Raw genomic sequence first — 18,576 nt, forward strand, 5'->3', positions numbered from 1 at the left:
TAACCTCCACTCAAATTATACTCCTTACCAGTATTCTGATAGCATTACCTGTAGAATCAGCATCATGTGATGCATAACCTACATGGAAATTCACTCCACTATTATTTTCACCTTCACCTTCACCTTCTTCAACTGGTACTGCTTGTACCTCACCATTATCTGCTGGCACTAAAGGTTCATTTTTGTTCACTTGCTGATCCTCAGCTAAAATAGCTACTACAAAGAATCCAGTACCGTTATGTACGGGTACCATGTCGTTGATAGAATAAGGTGTATCTCTATCAACTGGCTTGAATGTGGCACCTGCACCATATCCCGCCCAGCCGCCAGGTTGACCTTCAGCATCACATATAGTTATTAAGGACTGGTCAGACCCTTTTTTAATTAACAAACCGGGTTTGATATTATCAGTTTCAGCTTTCAGGTACTCGTTTGGAGTTGGTTGACCCATGATAACATCATTTAATGGAGCTTGCAATCCATAATATGTCATCAGAAATCCTCCCACCTTTTCTCAGCTTCGTTCCATTTGCCTAAACTGCTAACCTTTTTCCCGTTCTCATCAGGATATGTGATATTGAATGATCTGCTGGTGGAATAGGGTGCAATGCGTTCATAGGATGCAGCCAATTTCTCAATTTGTTCTGATGACATGTTCTTGATCAATTTGAGGTCGGGTTCAAGACCGGCTGCCATGGCAGACCTTGTATACTTTTCAGTAGCTCTGTTCTTTTCCTGCTCCTCTTTCCACTCATTCATTAACGCAGCTGACATTTTCTTTGCACGTTCATCCACCATCTCTTGTACTTTCTCTGCAGGTATTCGTTCGGCTGCTGACATGACTATGGACTCATGTTCCTTTTTTAAAGTTTCAAAGGATATGTTGAGGTCAGTGAGGTCTTCCTTAAGTTTCTGGTTCTCTGCTTGCAATGAAGCTAATTGAGTACTATCGATTCTCATTTTTCCATCTTGATTCATTTCAGGTTCAGTTTCTTTCGTTTCTTGCTGGGACTCAAAGTTTGACATGGGTTTTGTACCTCCTCCGTTGTTTGTTTCGAGTATACTGTATCTCGATACGAGTTTAAGCTGGTCTTTTTCGAGAGGATTGCCATGACTTGCGTTAAGTAGAGTGAACGTTGCTTCATTCCATGCAGGATTACGGACAAGAGTTACACTACGGTTCTCATATCCTTCTACCCACCCTTCATTTAGCGATTCTGATATACCAAAAACTGACCACGTGTGTTCCCATGTACCTTCAACGATCTTCTGTTGAGCTACCAGATCAGTAATCTCTGCACGTATCCATATATCATCATCTATGGACCATGCATCTACCACTCTCCCAATTTCCCCTTTAGGATCTTCGGTAAGGTCACAACCGTGTTCATTATCTCTGGAGCATATCCGTACAACAGATCTTAGAAGTGAGCTTATGGCATTATCTCTTTCTGAAGAGGGTATACCCCACCCGTTCTTGTTGATCTTTCCTACAGGAAATGCAATACCTTCAATCAAGACCATTATAAGAAATGCACGTATACAACCGGTATATAAGGTTAATACAACGAAAAAACTTGGTTTTGGTCTATATTTAAAAAAAGAAAAGAATGTAAATTATTTAATTTCCTGAATTTTCATCAGGAAATCTTTTCAAACCTATTTTCCAACCCAAATAAGCTACCAGCAATGCTATTATTATTGGAATCCATGAAATACCTGCTTCTAATGTAAAGCCACCTGAAGCCGTATCTAGATCATAGAATACCAACCATTCAATGCCATAATAACTTCCTATCAAGTAAGAGAATACTAGGGTGAGAAAGAATCCAAGTATCGATATATAATACGGTACATATTTCATAATTAATCCTCTTTAAATCTTAATTTTAACTGCAGTAAACACAGTTTCATTCTATATAGCCCTTGCTATTAATCGACAAGTAGACATATTTATAGAAACACACAGTTCAATCGTTTAAGCTTAATTTATGTTTTATATTGATGGCGTATATGGTTTTCATACTAAAAACTGGACATATGACAAAGAATATAAAATAACAAGATTTGTTTTAATGTGGACAATGAACATTTATTGAACTTCAATCAATGAAAAATTCTAATTGAAAATTGTTTGGAAACCTGTTATATTGATTGGAATACTAAAACTATTTTTAACCATGAAAATGTTGTGATATTATGGAAGATAAAACAAGATTGCCGTATATGGTGATAACTAAAGAAGACTTGTTGTGTGAGGTTGGTGAGGATAATTTAGAGATGAAGAATGTGATTGAAAATATGTCTAAAGAATCCATGGAATTATTTGCAGAGAAAGTTTCCAAAGGCATAATGGCATCAGATGTTTATTGGGAGTCTATACGATCAGCTCTGGATACAATCTCAATCAACTCATATCAAATGGATAATAAGGAATAATAAGAATAGGTTGCATATATCATTTTAAGTACATAACATGTGTGAGGAGTGTAATAAGATAATGTACTACTTACAGGTGATTTAATGGATAAGTTTATGGAAGCTGCACTTGAAGAAGCACAAAAAGGACTTAATGAAGGTGGTATACCGATAGGCTCGGCTCTTGTCAAAAATGGAAAAGTTGTTGGGAAAGGCCACAATATGAGGATCCAGGAAAATGACCCTATGGCCCATGCAGAAATTGTTTGTTTGAGGGATGCGGGAAGAATAGAAACATATGGTGATACTATATTATATTCAACGCTAATGCCATGCTACCTTTGTGCAGGTGCTGCAGTACAGTTTGGTATCAAGAAAGTTATTGTTGGAGAGGCAGAAAACTTTACAGGTGCCTTAGAGTTTATGGAAGAGCATGATATTGAAGTTATTAATCTTAATGATTCAAAATGTAAAGGTATTATGCAAAAGTTCATACAGGAAAATAAAGAAATATGGTTTGAAGATATAGGCAAAGAATAAAGTAAAGATAATTTCGATTAACTGCTGATTTATTCTAAGCACTCGTTTCTACCCACTTTTTGTAAACAATAAAACTTAGGTTTTAGTTCACTATGATGTTTAACTCCTGCTGTAAAATGATTTACTATGAAAAATATCCAAATATGATTACATTTTTATATTAATCTCACATAAAAGGATTTGACAAGATAGTGATCTTCCAAATCAAAGGATTGGATTTACCGGTCGTACCCGCTTTTCTCTACCACGCCTATTTGAAAATAGAAGAATAGGATGTGTTTAACAATGGAAGAATATACCTTCAAAGAAAGACTTTCTAGATGCTTCAATGGTAAAGATATAGATAGACCACCTGCTGTTTGCTTTACTCAAACAGCGACAGTTGGTCAGATGGAATCTACTGGTTCTTTTTGGCCAGATGCACATTTAAATACAGATAAAATGGTTAAATTGGCAGCAGCAGGTCATGATCACATAGGATTTGAATCTATCAGAGTTCCCTTTAATTGTACTGCAGAACCCAAGTTATTTGGTTGTAAAGTAAAGGATGGTAGTCCAAATATACCTCCAAGTGTACAGGGCAGTGTTGTCAAGGACAGTGAAGATATAAACTCACTCAGATCGATCGATATGATGCAAGGAGAAGTTGCAACAATCCTTGAATCAATTGAGATCTTGAAAAAGGAATATCCTGAAGTTCCGCTAATCGGTTCAATGCTAGGGCCAGTGACACTAGCAGAAAACCTCAATGGTGCACGTTTCTTTGTGAACATGGCTCAGAACGATGAACTGGTCCCTAACCTTCTTGAATTCACTTCAGAGTTCAATAAGGAGTATGCTAGAGCTATGGTCGAAAGAGGAGTTGAATATGTGGTCATGCTGGATCCTGTATGCAATGGTCAACTTCTAGGAAGAGACTATTATACTAAGTTTGCACAAAGCTACCAGCAAAAGGTAGTTGACACGATCCATGACCTAGGTGCTATCTCAGTGATACATGTATGTGGGAATAATGATCAAATACTAGACCTTCTTGATATGACAGGTACTGATGGTATCAGCCTTGACCATAAGACCAATGTACAGCAAGCTCTTGACCAAATAAACAATGCAAGATATATAGGAAATCTTGACCCGAGTGGTAATTTGTATCAAGGTACTCCTGAAAAAGTAGCAGAAGAGGTAAAAAATGTATTGAATCAAGGTGTTGATATTCCAGCACCAGGCTGTGCAGTGGTCTCAAATACGCCTGATAGCAACCTAAAAGCACTTGTAGAAGCTACTAGAATGAATGGAACTAATTAACTGTAAAGTGCTTAATGTATCTAATGGCAATGTTCATGTAAATGAATTATTTAACTGGTCAAATACCAGTTATATTTTTTTAAGATATGAACTATATCATATGCTACATTTCATACATAATGGCAGTAGCTACATTTCATACATAATGGCAGTATACACTAATTTCTTGCAAGCTTGCTGATGGATATTCTTACAATTTAGGTATAGGTTCATACGCATATAGAGTTCATGCATAAACGGTATGATTATAGAATATTAAAGGCGGAGCAATACAGTTTAATAAGTTAAACCTTGTAAAAAAACCTTAAAAAATAGTTACTAATATACTCATGTATGAAAAGTTTAGCTTACTATCAAGGTCATGTGTTTTGTAAAAATATTGTTAAGCTAAAAGCTTATTTTTCCATAGCTTTATTCTTCATATCCTTTGGAAACTTCTCAATTGCATACCTAAGGGATGTTCTTGGCATAATCTTCTTGTGTTGCATAACATACTCAAATATTTCTTGCTGATGCTCTCTACTAGCTTCCTTTAGCATCCAACCATACCCTTTTCTAACCAGGTCATCATCATCTGTGAGTAGCATATCAGCAATCTCCAATATCTCATTAAAAAATTCTCCTTTACGTGCAGGCACTATTAATGAGACTGCAGCAGCACGTCTATACCACCGATTCTGTGAAGATGCCCAGTTTTTAAGTGAATCAATATACTGAGGGTACATTTGAATGAAAGTACCTATAGTATGATTACAGAGAGTATCACACTTTGCCCAGTTATTAACATAATCACCAATCCATCTTTCAAAGACAGCAAAATCCTCAGGCTCATACTGATCTTTTAGGCTATATGCCCACTTAAATGCAATAAAAGATTCTTCCAAATAATCTGATATCAACAATTCCTCACAATAAGAATATATTTCATTCTTGCTTTTTTCGGACACTAAATTGAAATATTTCTTCGCCATCTTGGTGACAATGGCAGTCTTCACCCCATAACATTTGACATTTTCCTTGAAAAAACGACTCGAATTCTGCTCTGATCAGAGAGATTAAATCATCCATATATATGTCTTGAAATAATTAGTATATAAGGACTTTCTAGTTCCCAGATATGACTAGTTGCCTTAAATGAGTATCAAGTTGTTTCATAATTCTAGAAAGGTATTAAAAGATAGGAAAACTATATTCACACATGAGTAAAAAGTGTAACATGACCGTAATTGGAATAGCTCTGATATGGGCAGCAGTTATTTTTGCATCAGCTTTTGTATTAAGGGAAACTGGGGTTTTTGTACAGTTGATACCAATATATGGGGCAGGGGCTATAATGTGTATAATACTTACAGGGAATCTTTGTAAAAGAGATGGAAATTAATATGTTTAACTTGAAGATCAATACTATGTAACCTTTTTGTGGTGAAGTTAAATGGTTCAAAACCTATAAATAAAAATCACGATGAAAGCAATACATGACTATAAAATCTATTAGATAAGGGGTTATTTTTCTGTTAAACAAAGCCATTTCAATTGCATGTAAAGCACATGAAGGACAGCTGGATAAAGGAAACAATCCTTACATCCTCCATCCTCTTAGAGTAATGCTCAATATGAAAACTGACTTTGAACGAACTTGTGCAGTATTGCATGATGTTGTTGAGGATTCTGAAATAACATTTGAAGATCTCAGGGCTGAAGGTTTTTCAGAAGAGGTTATCGAGATACTTACCATCTAACTAAAAGAGATGATGAGAATTATGACCAGTTTATTGATAGGGTTTTACTGGACCAAACTGCATGTAAGATCAAAATAGCAGACCTAGAAGATAATATGTACCGGAAAAGAATCCCAAATCCTACTCCTAAAGATGAGGCTAGGTTTGAAAAGTATAAAAGATCAATGTGCAGACTCTCCGATACTTCAGGTGAAAAAGAACAACAATAAAAAAATGATTTTCATTAAATATCCTTGATATCAGCTTAAAAAAATAATTTCATAACCAGTTATGAATTGTAAGTTTGGTATGAACATCGCGCATACATCAATGAACATACATCACAGGTTTGAACATACTGTGATGTATGCTCATGGCTATTGTTTTGGTTTTTCAATCTTTAAGCAGGTTCATTGCTTGCTTAATGGATATGCATTTGACCTAAACTACCTTAGTGCTCCATACTTCATCAATCTCATCACATAATACCTTGCCCACACAAAAATAATGATCGATCCCAGCATATTACCTACGACAATTCCCCACCATATACCGGTCAGTCCCATATCAAGAGCAAAGGCGAATATGATAGTTATCAAGGGTACAAATATAAGTGCACGAAGAATAGTAGCAATGAGTGAGTACAAACCTTTACCAATACCCTGGAAAAGAGATGAAGAGAGCATTCCTATAGATATCATTGGGTAGAATAGACAAATTATTCTCAGGAAAGTGATCAGCTCATCGGTTATATGTGCAGCATCCTCAGACATTGTGAAAATGTAAGCTAACTGTGGTGCTAAGATAAAGGTCAAAAGTGCAATGATAGTTTGCACAACAATACCTGTTTTCATGGAATAGATATGGGAAAATGATAATTTATCATAATTTTTCTCACCAAAAGAATAACCCGACATGGTCACTACAGCAGTAGAAATACCTACCAAAGGTGCAATGGCTATAGTCACTATACGCCATCCTACCGTATAAACAGCTACACCATCAGTATTACTGGCAACTATTATGATAACGTTCATAATGAGCATCATAAGTGCCATTGATGCTTGTTGAGTAGCAGCTGGAACACCTACTCTGAAAATATCCCACAGAATATTCTTATCAAAACTAAAATCCTTGAAATCAAATTCTAAGTATGTATCATTCTTGAAGAATAACCACTTGGCCATAAGAATGGATGTTGTTCCCATAGAAACGATCGTGGCCCATGCAGCACCTGCAACACCCATTTCTAAAGTATAAATGAAAATAGGGTCAAGGACCATATTTAGCACGGAACCAAATATTAGAGCATTCATAGCACGCTTGGAATCACCTTCACTTCGAAGTATGGCATTTGCTACATTTGTAAAGAATAACAGGATACTACCTGCAAAAATAACCTGGCCATAAGATGTAGCCATCTCTGTAGCCCTACCGGCACCTATGGATTCGAATATTTGTTCTGCAAATATGTACAGAGGTACAGTAAAAAGCACAGAACATATCACGAGAAGAATGAAAGTATGTACTGCAACATTATCAGCTCCTACCTTATCTCTTAGACCGAGTCTTCTTGATATGGCCGATCCTCCACCGACCCCAAGTCCATTTGATAGTGCTATTATCAAGAAATAGAACGGGAACACAAATCCAATAGCAGCAAGTGCATCCGCCCCTAGCCCGGAGACCCAGAACGTATCTACAAGATTATAAAGTGTCTGCACAAGCATACCCAACATCATGGGGAATGCCAGCTTCTTTATTGCTGTCTTAGGGTCACCTGCTAGAACCTTCATAGAAGCTGTCTTTTCATGGTCAGTACTTGACTCATAATTAGTATATTCTTGAGAATGCTTATTGTTACTCATTTGAAACCTTGTACATCTCATTCTCAGAAGCTATGTTCATTGCAGCCTTTTCTAACATTGAACTGAACAGTTCTTGTTCTTCTTGATCAAAACCACGTAGTAAAATAGCATTTAATTTAGATCTCAAACCGAACAGGACATTTCTCATATTTTCTCCTTTATCAGTAAGATGAACATAGTAAACCCTTTTATCAATAGAATCACGTTTACGGATGACATACCCCATGTCTTCTAATCTTGTAATAGACCTTGTGATAGTTGCTTTATCATACTTCAATAAGCTAGCAAGTGTCTCTTGTCGTACACCATCATGATGCATCAAGTGCATGAACAAAGGAAATTGACCGCTCCCTATACCGTAAGGTTCGAGTTCTTTTGATAGATAAATGTTCATTGACCTGAATAGATGGGAAACATTTCTTCCAATAGACTCGTGATGTTTTTTCCTATCAAATTTTTCTTTCACTGAAGATATATCCAAAAAGATCACCCGTACTCATGTTCAATAGTTGCATATGCAACGGTTTCGTATGCATCCAATGTATAAAAATGCTCAGGTGGTGTGATCCTTATATGTAATATTTGTACTGTAACACATCAAATTCCTGGTGCAATATATTCAGTTCCCGCTTCAAGTAGTGGAATTATCAATGAATTGGCGAAGCTAGAACCTGTGTACTAAAACAAAACCTTCTTTGCTAATGCTACCAGTCACAAATATTAAAAGTTATTATTTCAGTTTTCATAATTTCAAAGAGTTGGGTATAATGCGAATAAATATTATTTTTTACAGCCTTTATGGTCATAACTATAAAATGGCTGAGGCTGTTGCAGAAGGAGCAAGAGAAGTCGAAGGTGCAGAAGTTGGAATATATCAGGTAGAGGAAAGCTTTACTCCTGAGATTATTGAGAAAATGGGGGCAACAGAATCAAAAAAGAGGTTTGAGCATATACCGGTTGCAACAGTGGAAGATCTTTCTGAGTCTGATGCTGTCATATTTGGAACACCAACAAGGTTTGGGATGATGGCTTCACAGATGCGTGCGTTCCTTGATAGGACTGGAGGTATTTGGTCAAAAGGTGGACTAATAGGTAAAGTTGGCAGTGTGTTCACATCAAGTGCTACTCAGCATGGTGGTCAGGAATCAACTATACTTAGCTTTCATACAACCTTGCTACATCATGGTATGATCATAGTTGGTGTACCATACACCCAAAAAGGTCTAGCAACACTTGAAGAGATCACTGGCGGTAGTCCATATGGTGCTTCAACTGTTGCAGGTAATGGCCCAAATACCAGGCATCCAAGTGAGAACGAGCTTAAAATTGCTAGATATCAAGGCAGGCATGTAGCGCAGATAACAAAGAAATTGGTTGGGAAATGAGATAACATAACATAACATAACATAACATATTGAAGCTAGATACACTTAGCAGTTCTATAGTGACTCAATGATCAATCAACCATTTTACATTACAGTATATTCTTTCCTTTCTTTTATAAATTCGATTTTTTGCAGGGGTTTTGATAGTGCATTTGTGTTATATTATGTTAAATAACTTATAATGGCTCGGTTCACGTATAAACTTCTAGTTTCTTTTTTTTAGCTATATCTAAAAGATTAGCTGTACTAAGATCAATATATTTTAAGTCAAAGGTTGCACAGCAATCTAATGAAAACTCTCATCTGATTTTCCGTATATGCAGTTACCCTCTAAGATAATGAATATTAGCAAAAAAAATGTGTTTAAGTACTTTAAATTAAGACATGATTCCACTTTCAATTTAATTTGTAAGATTTTATGTTATGGAGACATGTTTTTATGTTTAACAAATTGAATAAAAAGAGTGGTATAGTAACAATATTAATTGCTTTGATGGTAATAGCAAGCATAGTATCATTTTCCGGATGTCTTGGAGGAGATGGAGGTGGAGGAGATATTGATGGTGGTGAAGCACAAGCAACTATACAAGTAACAGATATGGCTGGACGAACAGTTGAAGTACCCGAAAATGTGGACCGAGTTGCTGCAGTAGGAGCAGGTGCACTTCGTCAATTAGCATATTTTAATGCTATGGATAAAGCTGTAGGTACCGAACAATACGAACAAGAAGAAGAAGCAGTACCTTACATAATCGCTAATAAGGACATAATAGCTAATCTTCCTTCAGTTGGACCTAACCATGGGGGTAATGCTGAACTAATTGCTGGAGCTCAACCAGAAGTTATTTTTTTCAGTTTGGTAAGTGGTGATATTAGTGATGCTAATAACCTTCAAAGCAAAACAGGAATACCAGTAGTTGTTGTGGACATGGGTGACTTGTATCATTATAGACATGTCCTTTATGATTGCTGGGATACTTATGGATCAGTTCTTGGTAAAGAAGACCGTGCCCAGGAACTCCAGGATTATACTGAAGCACTGATCACAGACCTTGATTCTAGGACCAACGACATACCCGATGAAGACAAACCCTTATTATATGCAGGAGGTACTTCACATCGCGGTGGACATGGTTTGCTGGGTAGTAGGTCACCATATACTTCTTTCCAACACCTAAATGCAAATGATGCTCTTGATGTTTTGGGACACGAGGAATCAACACCTGTTAACATTAACCGTGAAGATCTGCTTAACTGGAACCCCGACATGATGTACGTAGATATCGGGAACATTGACCTTATAAGAAACGATTTTAATCGAAATCCTTCGTATAAAGAACTGAAAGCGTACCAAGAAGGTCAAATATATGGAATTCTACCAACATCATCCTATCAGAGGAACTTCGAATCAACACTTGCAAACTCATACTTTATAGGTTCTACAGCTTACCCAGATGAATTCAGTGACATCGGTCCAGAAGAAAAAGCTGATGAGATCTATACAATGTTCCTTGGAGAACCTGTATATCAAGAACTCGCTGATAAGCTTGGTGCAGGGTATGGACCAGTTGACCTTTGAGGAAAGATGATGGGGCAGAGCAGCATACTTGATCTGTACAAGAAAGATATTGGGAAAAAATTAGTGTTTGGTGTATCCATACTAATTTTTCTTATTATTCTCATGTCATTTGCTGTACTTGTAGGTCCAGTAAATATACCATTACCTGAAATTTTATCAGTTCTAACCGGGCAGACAAAGAGTGGTATGGCCTATCATATCATTTGGAATATACGAATGCCTCAGATACTCACTGCTGTCATTGCTGGTGCAGGATTAGCCATATCTGGTGCTGTCATGCAAAGTGTCCTCAGGAACCCGCTAGGTTCTCCTTTTACATTAGGTATCTCACATGCTGCAGCTTTTGGTGCAGCTTTTGCGATAGTTATACTTGGAACTGGTACTACGCACAGTTCTGGGGATGTAGTCAATATAAATAATCCATATATCACTACGATTTCAGCATTCATGTTCTCTATGATATCCACAGGGGTCATACTTGCACTGGCCAAATATAAACAAGCCAGTCCTGAAACTATGATATTAACAGGTGTAGCTATAGGATCTGTTTTTACTGCGGGTATAAGTGCCATTCAGTATTTTGCTGAAGATACTGCAATCGCAGCAATCATCTTTTGGCAATTTGGAGATGTTGGGAAGACCTCATGGACTGAGATCGGGCTAATTACAGCTGTAGTGGTTCCATTATCTCTCTGGTTTGCGTATAATAGCTGGAACTTCAATGCACTTAATTCAGGTGATGATACTGCTAAGAGTCTTGGTGTAGATGTAGATAAATTGCGAATCAAAGGTATGGTGATCTCATCAACAGTATCTGCACTAATTGTCTCATTTGTTGGTATAATTGGATTTGTAGGGTTGGTTGTACCTCATATTGTTCGAAAGTTGATCGGTGGTAATGAGATGTTATTACTTCCATTCTCATTTTTCACAGGTAGTCTATTACTTTTGATATCAGATACAGTTGCCAGGAACATAATCTCGCCTGAAGTACTTCCAGTAGGAATTCTAACATCGTTTTTAGGTGCACCGCTGTTCATCTACCTTGTGATCAAAGGAAGGGAATATTGGTGATATATGTACAAGAAGAGTTACCTATACGGGTAATGTATGTTAGGTAAAAAATGAGATTAATATACATTCGAATAAATATGCGTGTATAAATGTATTTTAGTTTTTAACAACTTATTCATGATTTAATTCTAATATGTATGATATGGTGTTATTGTATGGAGGGTATGTATGAAAATCGATGTTGAAGGGTTAGAGTTTAGTTATAATGGAGTTCCCACTCTCAAAAACATGAACCTTAATGTGAATAAAGGTGAGTTTTTATCTATAATCGGTCCTAATGGGTCAGGGAAAACCACGTTTTTGAAGTGTATTAACCGAATATTAAATCCTGAGAAAGGCTCTATCATGATAAATGAGTTTGATCTTGATAAACTGCACAGGAACGATATTGCAAAACAGGTTGGGTATATTCCACAAGCTGAAAGAGGTGCATTTCCTACAACGGTCTTTGATACTGTGCTAATGGGTCGTAAACCTCACATTAATTGGGTTCCTACATCTCGTGATTTGGATATTGTAGTTGAAGTTATGGAAATGCTGGACTTAAGTCATATTTCCATGAAAAACATTAATGAGCTTAGTGGTGGCCAGAGACAGAAGGTCATTATTGGAAGAGCACTTGCACAACAACCTGAGATATTACTCTTAGATGAACCTACCAGCAGTTTAGACCTGAAACATCAGTTAGAGGTTCTTGATATTACAAGAGATCAAGCTGATAATGATGTTACTGTGATCATGTCAGTACATGACCTCAATCTCGCTGCAAGGTATAGTGATAAGATCATTATGATGAAAGATGGAGAAATATTCCATGCTGGTGGTCCAGAGATACTTACACCTGAGAACATTGAACCTGTTTATGATGTCAGTGTAGATGTGCACCGTACTGGCGAACAGATATGGATATTACCAAAGAAACTGAACAAAGCAACAGAATTAAAAGCTGATAATAATGGATATAGAAATAATAGGCTCCGTGCACAGCGAGTTCCAGGAACCTGCTGACCCTGATATAATGCGTGAATCCGTAAGTACTATCGTGATAAAACCCGAATATGAAGATGGTCTATATCGAATAGAAGAAAGTGAGCATATTCAAGTACTCTTTTATTTTGATAGGTCTAAAGGTTATGACCTTATTGGAAAAAGAAGACATGGTGGAATTAAAGGTGTGTTCGCATCACGTAGTCCAGCTCGACCAACACCTATAGGATCAAGTTTAGTGAAATTATTGTCCAGAAATGGTACTGAGCTTAAAGTTCAGGGTCTTGACGCATTAGATGGAACTCCTGTAATTGACATAAAACCCTATGCACAACCTTTTGATTCCAAAGAATAACATATGCATGATTAAAAAAATAAATTTAACTGTACTAGATAAATATAGTATCTGTTACAGTTCATTTAGTAGTATTATAAGTTATAGGGAATCCAGGTTCTCCAAGTGTTAAGTAATTATATACAGGCTCTGTAGGCGCTAACCATACTTTCCCAGTACCTTCAAACGTCTGTAACATTCCTTCTCCACCAGTAACTGTACTAATTAGATTTGTAGAAGATCTTTTCACACTATATTTTATTCCTGAAGTTCTCAAAAGTGCAAAAGTTCCATCAACCTGTACTCTTTCATTTTCTAATTCATATTTCATTAATTCATCAAAAGGTACTGGTATTGAAAGTACACATATTCCCGTTCCCGAGATCTTTGTCTGGAACCAACCTTCACCACCAAACATTCCAGCAGAAAGTGTTTTCATTGACTCTACCCCGACCTCTATTCCCTCTTCACAACAGTAGAACAATCCTTTATCAACTACAATAGAATCATTATCTAGCTCGTATAATACAAAATGACCAAAACTAGGTTCTAAGAAAACTTCACCTGTACCCTTATATAAAGGTTTGAAGACAGCTTCTTGGTTAAGTTTGCTGCTGATAACCTTCTTTGCAAGTCCACCAACACCACCTACCTTTGACGCCATTTCGATATTCCCTTTATGGAAATTCAAGTTCCCACGTTCAATGATAAGACCCTTATCTTCCAAAGTGACCTTTATTTGTTTCAGAGCCATACCAGCTCTTTGGATATGGTACAGTTTTTTTGCAATGCTGTGGTGCTTACTACCTTTTAAAGTTTTGTACTGTATTACCTCTACTTTAAACCCATCTCTTTGAAATGAATCGATCACTTCAATATTGTCATAGAAATTTACTGCCATAGACGTTCACCATAAAGTAATCTGGTTTAAGTGTAAATAAAGCTATTGCTCTGTTATACTATTTTTTGAGGGTAATTCTTGTTAGAATGTGGAAAACTAGATTCAAAAGTAATTGAATTGAAAATATCTACGATAATTTGTAATAATGATGTCAAAAAAGCCATATAAATAATAATTAAGATTGAAAAGATAAGTGAGGATACACCACATTAACAAAAATATTATTTACTATATCCAATATGACGATAGGAGGATTCTTGAAATGCTTTATAATTTTAATGTGGTGTATCGGTCATAAACCCCCGCCATTTCTCCCTAATCCGCTAAATGAAAATAGTTCTCTAAAGAATAAAAATTGATATGAAACATAATTTAAGAACATATATATCCACAAATGATGACAATAGAATATCTGATAATCACAATCAAATTTTAAAAAGGAATTAATGAAAGCTTTTTCAATTTTGATATGATAAGAAGAGATTGAATTAGATCAAATATGTATAAAATTTTCTGAGATGAATTGAATGAGAATAAAAGGGATGGTGTTAATTAGTGTTGTCATACTTTTAATTTTAATTTTAATAACTCTAACTATCCATTTTAGTATAAATTTAAATGATAGTGATAATGAAAACACAATATACATAGATGAAAATGATAATGGTACTAATTTGATTGCTGAACCAGGAACATATATCAATATACAATTAGAAGAGAATCCAAGTACAGGTTATAAGTGGAACTTCTCGAAAACTGATGGTCTTGAAATAGTTAACAATAGATTTTACTTTGAAAAAAATATTGACAGTAAAAATATCAATGAAGGTCAGCCTGGTATTAGAGAATGGGTACTGCTGTTAAATGATGATGATTTTCAGTTTTTTAATGCAGAATATGAGAGATCATGGGAAAATGAATCTATTAGTGTTTTCAAAATATATATTAATGATAAATCAAACTAATCTTTGAATTGGTTTTTAGGATCTAGATCATTTACCATTCGAGTATGATCTATAATATGGTGAAATACTAAAAAAAAGATGAATATGTGGTGGAAACTAAATAATACCACCCACTGGCTAACTATTTTTGGTAGATAATTTTCTAGTGTTTGATTAAAATGTTTTTTATTAATAGACACATGAACATTGCATAATTCACAATTAGTGCCTGTGAAATATCTATTTACCTCTATTAGGATTATCTACTTTCATGCACTTTTCTTTATTTTTTCAATATGTTCCATTTCACTTTCTTGCAAGACCCTCTTTAAATCTAGTAATATCAATAATCTGTCATCTAATTTTCCAACACCTTGAATATATTCCGCTTTTATTTTTGAGGTAATGATATCAGGTGCATTTTCTACATTTGAATGAGGTAAACTGATAACATCACTTACCGAATCAACGACCATACCTAGTATATTGTCTTCAACTTCTACCACAATGACCCTTGAATTTTCATCAATTTCCTTTGCTTCGATGTTGAACTTCACATCTAAGTTGATGACAACTATTATCTTTCCACGAAGGTTGATCACACCTTTCACATAATCCGGTGCTTGTGGTATTCTGGTGGATTCTGGCATCCTTATGATCTCTTGTACTTGCATTATATCAACTGCGAACTCCTCACCACCCAATTGAAAGATAACCAGCTGTAATACATTCTCATCATCTTCGTCGACTTTCTTATCGATCTTAAGCATATTTTCTTGCATGGTACTCACCAAAAAAATGGTTATAAGGTTATTATTTTTAGAATAACCTTATTTTTTCTCTTCATTTTCTCCTTCTTCGGAGCTCAGTTTGAAACTAGATACATCTCTTTGCAACTTATCTGCCATTTCAGCAAGGTCCTGTGCAGCATTTGAGATCTCTTGCATGGATGCAGTTTGTTGTTCCACTGCAGCGGATGCTTCTTGTGTACTTGCTGCAGATTCCTCTGATATCGAAGAAACCTCTTCAACAGAAGCCGTTACTTCTTCTATTGATGCAGATTGTTCCTGTGCAGCAGCTGCAATTTCTTGTACCATCTTAGAGATATCATTAACATCTGAAACTATTGCTTGTATCGATTCAACCGTCTCGTCAAGTGATTTGGCACCAGTTTCGATCTCTGATTTACTTTCACTCATAGACTCTACAGCATTATGTGTACTCTCCTGTATTTCTGTAATGAGCTTTTCGATCTGCTTAGCTGCAGAACCTGATTCATCTGCCAATTTTTTAACTTCATCTGCAACTACTGCAAAACCTCTTCCATGTTCTCCTGCTCTTGCAGCCTCAATTGCTGCATTTAATGCTAAGAGATTGGTTTGGTCAGCAATGTTTGTGATCAAGTTAACGATCTTCCCGATCTCAGCTGATTTCTGGTCCAGTTGACTTATAACTTCAGAAGTTTCACCAGAAACCTTTTGAATACCGCTCATTTTTTGTAACAGGTCTTGTGAAGCATTACCAATCACTTGTATTTTTGAACTGATATCATCTGCATCTTCTGATGCTTTTTGTGAATTCTCGGCAACTGACTGTACACTCTCGTTCATATCATTCATTGCCCTTGCCACTTCTTCTACCTTTGTAGACTGGGTCTGTGCTCCCCTTGAAATTTCGGAAACTGTATCTGCGATCTGGTTTGCAGAAGCTGTTGTTTCTTCAGAAGTTGCTGACATTTCTTGTGATTTTGATGCTGCATTATCTGCACTTTGCTTAATGCCTGTGACTAATTGATTCAGGTTCTCTAACATAGTTCCAAACGAAGTAGCAAGTAATCCAATCTCGTCTTTTCTACCGATAAATTTTCTGTCTATTTTCCCTGTAAGGTCACCATTAGCGATATTACCAGCACGAGTAGCTGCATTACTTATTGGGACAGCCAAATATCTTGAGAACCAAAGTCCAACAACAACAACTATTATTGCAGATATAATTACAGCTAGACCGTAGAGAAGTAGAAGTGCATCAACAGCCTCAAAAGCCTCATCAGCATCAATTTCAGCTATAATGACCCAATCATCAAAATATTCCATATCTACTGGAGCATAAGCACTTAATACATCTACACCCCTATAGTCTTGGATTACCCATGTACCAGAATTACCTTGTAGACCATCTACAACTGAATCTGTATCTATCCTACTTTGGAGTATAGTACTTTCATCTGCAAATATTGAGTCGGACCTCATCAGGTAGTCAGATCCAACAAGGTACATTTCTCCAGTATCTCCAATAGGATTATCCATGATCTCATTTATAGCTTCGAACGGTATTTGGAATGCTAGTACACCTATTACTTGATTACCATCACGGATAGGCCCTGCAATGAACATAGCAGGTTCATCAGAGGCTGCATAGTGTTCAACATCAACAATATTTATTGAACTTAATCCTTGTTCAAATGCATCAGCTAAATTACTATTACTGTACTGACCCGTTACTAAATTAGTACCGAGGTCAGCTTCTTTTTCTACAGTATATATTATTTCTCCATCACTATCTATTAAAAAAACATCATAATAACCATATTCATCTAAGAAGAGATCGAACATAGGTCCGTATTCACTTTCAACTGCTCGATATTCTTGACTATTTAAGCCATTCTCGTCATATGCAACCGAAAATTCCTGAATAGCCTCTCGAACATCTCTCGTATTTGCAAAGACTTGAAGGTCAGCTTCTCTTTCAACAAAATAACCTTCAATCTCATCATCTACAATGTTCATCATATTAGTTAATTCACTGAACACTACATCTTCAATTGCATTACTTGCTTGATTGTAACTGACAGCAGAAACAGCTATTAATGGAACTAATGCTAAAATCAACATTGCCGCTAATAACTTTTTCCCGATAGAAATATCATCTAATTTGCTCATAAAAGACCTCTTTATTATAAACTATATACTTATCAATGCAGCTTGTTTTTCAGTTAAATGGACTTATTTCGTATAGCTTAGGTGCTAAAAAATCCGAACAAGCTAAATCAGATTTAAAAAGTATATAAGGTTGCCGAAATTACTTAATTAATTTACAGTGTTAACACGATTATTAGGTAAGATCGACTAATAGTCTTTTTAGATCGTTAAATGTGCAATGTGAAAATACCATTATGGTTTGTTAAATAAAATATACATACTCAAAGTTATTCACACACGTAACAGTGTGAAATATTTCATCCATATTAGATATCTATTTATAATAGATGTTAGAATCTTTAATTAGGTAGTAAAGTTCTAATTAATTCAAATTCTAGCATCACTGAATTAGACCCCCACCCGTTCCCCCTCAGATTAGTTAGAGCTTTGCTACTATATGTTCAGTGGTAGTAAAGCTCTAAATCTTCTCTCAATTAATCAAACCATGTGATCACTATACTATCTAGAGCTTTCTACCTATTTCTATCTATCTATCTATCTATCTACTTGTCTAATAAATATATCTTTCATCTATACAGTACTTT

At 35.9% G+C, this 18,576-nt stretch carries 21 protein-coding genes; 11 read left to right on the forward strand and 10 right to left on the reverse strand.

Features of this window, described 5'->3' with window-relative positions; translation table 11 throughout:
• Positions 1-10: 10 nt before the first annotated feature.
• From J2T59_RS04505 to J2T59_RS04515, 3 genes are all read right to left on the reverse strand, one after another.
• Positions 11-493, reverse strand: coding sequence for a hypothetical protein (locus J2T59_RS04505; protein ID WP_259134408.1), 483 nt, complete (start codon positions 491-493; stop codon positions 11-13).
• Complete coding sequence (locus tag J2T59_RS04510; RefSeq protein WP_259134412.1) at positions 493-1,524, reverse strand: hypothetical protein; 1,032 nt, start codon at positions 1,522-1,524, stop codon at positions 493-495. Before J2T59_RS04510 ends, J2T59_RS04505 begins: the two co-directional genes overlap by 1 nt.
• A gap of 97 nt (positions 1,525-1,621) precedes the next feature.
• Positions 1,622-1,864 carry a hypothetical protein gene (locus J2T59_RS04515; protein WP_259134414.1) on the reverse strand — a complete coding sequence of 81 codons (243 nt, stop codon included), beginning with the start codon at positions 1,862-1,864 and terminating at the stop codon, positions 1,622-1,624.
• A gap of 335 nt (positions 1,865-2,199) precedes the next feature.
• Between J2T59_RS04515 and J2T59_RS04520 the strand changes: the two genes are divergently transcribed.
• The 3 genes from J2T59_RS04520 (at position 2,200) to J2T59_RS04530 (ending at position 4,263) form a co-directional block, all read left to right on the forward strand.
• On the forward strand, positions 2,200-2,439 hold the full coding sequence (locus J2T59_RS04520) for a hypothetical protein (RefSeq protein ID WP_259134416.1): 240 nt from the start codon (positions 2,200-2,202) through the stop codon (positions 2,437-2,439).
• A gap of 84 nt (positions 2,440-2,523) precedes the next feature.
• The gene (locus tag J2T59_RS04525) at positions 2,524-2,958 is read left to right on the forward strand and encodes a nucleoside deaminase (protein WP_259134418.1); all 435 of its coding nucleotides are present in this window, start codon (positions 2,524-2,526) and stop codon (positions 2,956-2,958) included.
• 285 nt (positions 2,959-3,243) lie between these two features.
• A complete protein-coding gene (locus tag J2T59_RS04530; protein ID WP_259134420.1) occupies positions 3,244-4,263 on the forward strand; it encodes an MtaA/CmuA family methyltransferase in 1,020 nt (339 codons plus the stop codon).
• A 395-nt stretch (positions 4,264-4,658) separates the two neighbouring features.
• On the opposite strand, the gene J2T59_RS04535 is transcribed toward J2T59_RS04530, so the two are convergent.
• The gene (locus tag J2T59_RS04535; RefSeq protein WP_259134552.1) at positions 4,659-5,246 is read right to left on the reverse strand and encodes a DNA alkylation repair protein; all 588 of its coding nucleotides are present in this window, start codon (positions 5,244-5,246) and stop codon (positions 4,659-4,661) included.
• Positions 5,188-5,331 (reverse strand): hypothetical protein, encoded by a 144-nt coding sequence (locus J2T59_RS04540; RefSeq protein WP_259134557.1) that lies wholly within the window; start codon positions 5,329-5,331, stop codon positions 5,188-5,190. Before J2T59_RS04540 ends, J2T59_RS04535 begins: the two co-directional genes overlap by 59 nt.
• A 130-nt stretch (positions 5,332-5,461) precedes the next feature.
• Here J2T59_RS04540 and J2T59_RS04545 point away from each other — a divergent pair, with 130 nt between their 5' ends.
• Both J2T59_RS04545 and J2T59_RS04550 read left to right on the forward strand, forming a co-directional pair.
• Complete coding sequence (locus J2T59_RS04545; protein WP_259134421.1) at positions 5,462-5,644, forward strand: hypothetical protein; 183 nt, start codon at positions 5,462-5,464, stop codon at positions 5,642-5,644.
• Positions 5,645-5,876: 232 nt separating this feature from the next.
• Positions 5,877-6,002, forward strand: a complete 126-nt coding sequence (locus J2T59_RS04550; protein ID WP_259134423.1) for a hypothetical protein — start codon at positions 5,877-5,879, stop codon at positions 6,000-6,002.
• A gap of 425 nt (positions 6,003-6,427) precedes the next feature.
• Here the strand turns inward: J2T59_RS04550 and J2T59_RS04555 are convergent, their stop codons facing one another.
• Both J2T59_RS04555 and J2T59_RS04560 read right to left on the reverse strand, forming a co-directional pair.
• Positions 6,428-7,849, reverse strand: a complete 1,422-nt coding sequence (locus J2T59_RS04555; protein WP_259134424.1) for an MATE family efflux transporter — start codon at positions 7,847-7,849, stop codon at positions 6,428-6,430.
• Positions 7,842-8,330, reverse strand: a complete 489-nt coding sequence (locus J2T59_RS04560; protein WP_259134425.1) for a MarR family winged helix-turn-helix transcriptional regulator — start codon at positions 8,328-8,330, stop codon at positions 7,842-7,844. The genes J2T59_RS04555 and J2T59_RS04560 overlap by 8 nt, the downstream gene beginning before the upstream one ends.
• A 286-nt stretch (positions 8,331-8,616) precedes the next feature.
• Between J2T59_RS04560 and wrbA the strand changes: the two genes are divergently transcribed.
• The 5 genes from wrbA to tsaA all read left to right on the forward strand — a co-directional run bounded on the left by wrbA (position 8,617) and on the right by tsaA (position 13,229).
• Positions 8,617-9,234: an NAD(P)H:quinone oxidoreductase gene (wrbA, locus tag J2T59_RS04565; RefSeq protein WP_259134427.1), complete on the forward strand. Its 618-nt coding sequence runs from the start codon at positions 8,617-8,619 to the stop codon at positions 9,232-9,234.
• A 439-nt stretch (positions 9,235-9,673) separates the two neighbouring features.
• A complete protein-coding gene (locus J2T59_RS04570; protein WP_259134429.1) occupies positions 9,674-10,813 on the forward strand; it encodes an ABC transporter substrate-binding protein in 1,140 nt (379 codons plus the stop codon).
• 6 nt (positions 10,814-10,819) lie between these two features.
• Entirely contained in the window at positions 10,820-11,887 is a 1,068-nt protein-coding gene (locus tag J2T59_RS04575; protein ID WP_310572659.1) for a FecCD family ABC transporter permease, read from the forward strand.
• Between the two features lie 168 nt (positions 11,888-12,055).
• Entirely contained in the window at positions 12,056-12,895 is an 840-nt protein-coding gene (locus J2T59_RS04580) for an ABC transporter ATP-binding protein (RefSeq protein ID WP_259134431.1), read from the forward strand.
• Complete coding sequence (gene tsaA, locus J2T59_RS04585; RefSeq protein ID WP_259134433.1) at positions 12,843-13,229, forward strand: tRNA (N6-threonylcarbamoyladenosine(37)-N6)-methyltransferase TrmO; 387 nt, start codon at positions 12,843-12,845, stop codon at positions 13,227-13,229. The genes J2T59_RS04580 and tsaA overlap by 53 nt, the downstream gene beginning before the upstream one ends.
• A 61-nt stretch (positions 13,230-13,290) precedes the next feature.
• On the opposite strand, the gene J2T59_RS04590 is transcribed toward tsaA, so the two are convergent.
• The gene (locus J2T59_RS04590; RefSeq protein WP_259134435.1) at positions 13,291-14,109 is read right to left on the reverse strand and encodes an AIM24 family protein; all 819 of its coding nucleotides are present in this window, start codon (positions 14,107-14,109) and stop codon (positions 13,291-13,293) included.
• A gap of 527 nt (positions 14,110-14,636) precedes the next feature.
• On the opposite strand from J2T59_RS04590, the gene J2T59_RS04595 reads away from it, so the two are divergent.
• Entirely contained in the window at positions 14,637-15,074 is a 438-nt protein-coding gene (locus J2T59_RS04595) for a protease inhibitor I42 family protein (RefSeq protein ID WP_259134437.1), read from the forward strand.
• Between the two features lie 248 nt (positions 15,075-15,322).
• On the opposite strand, the gene J2T59_RS04600 is transcribed toward J2T59_RS04595, so the two are convergent.
• Both J2T59_RS04600 and J2T59_RS04605 read right to left on the reverse strand, forming a co-directional pair.
• Positions 15,323-15,835, reverse strand: coding sequence for a chemotaxis protein CheW (locus J2T59_RS04600; protein ID WP_259134438.1), 513 nt, complete (start codon positions 15,833-15,835; stop codon positions 15,323-15,325).
• Positions 15,836-15,883: 48 nt separating this feature from the next.
• Positions 15,884-17,992, reverse strand: coding sequence for a methyl-accepting chemotaxis protein (locus J2T59_RS04605; protein WP_259134440.1), 2,109 nt, complete (start codon positions 17,990-17,992; stop codon positions 15,884-15,886).
• Between the last annotated feature and the right edge of the window lie 584 nt (positions 17,993-18,576).

Source organism: Methanosalsum natronophilum, assembly GCF_024808815.1.
Taxonomy (GTDB): Archaea; Halobacteriota; Methanosarcinia; order Methanosarcinales; family Methanosarcinaceae; genus Methanosalsum; species Methanosalsum natronophilum.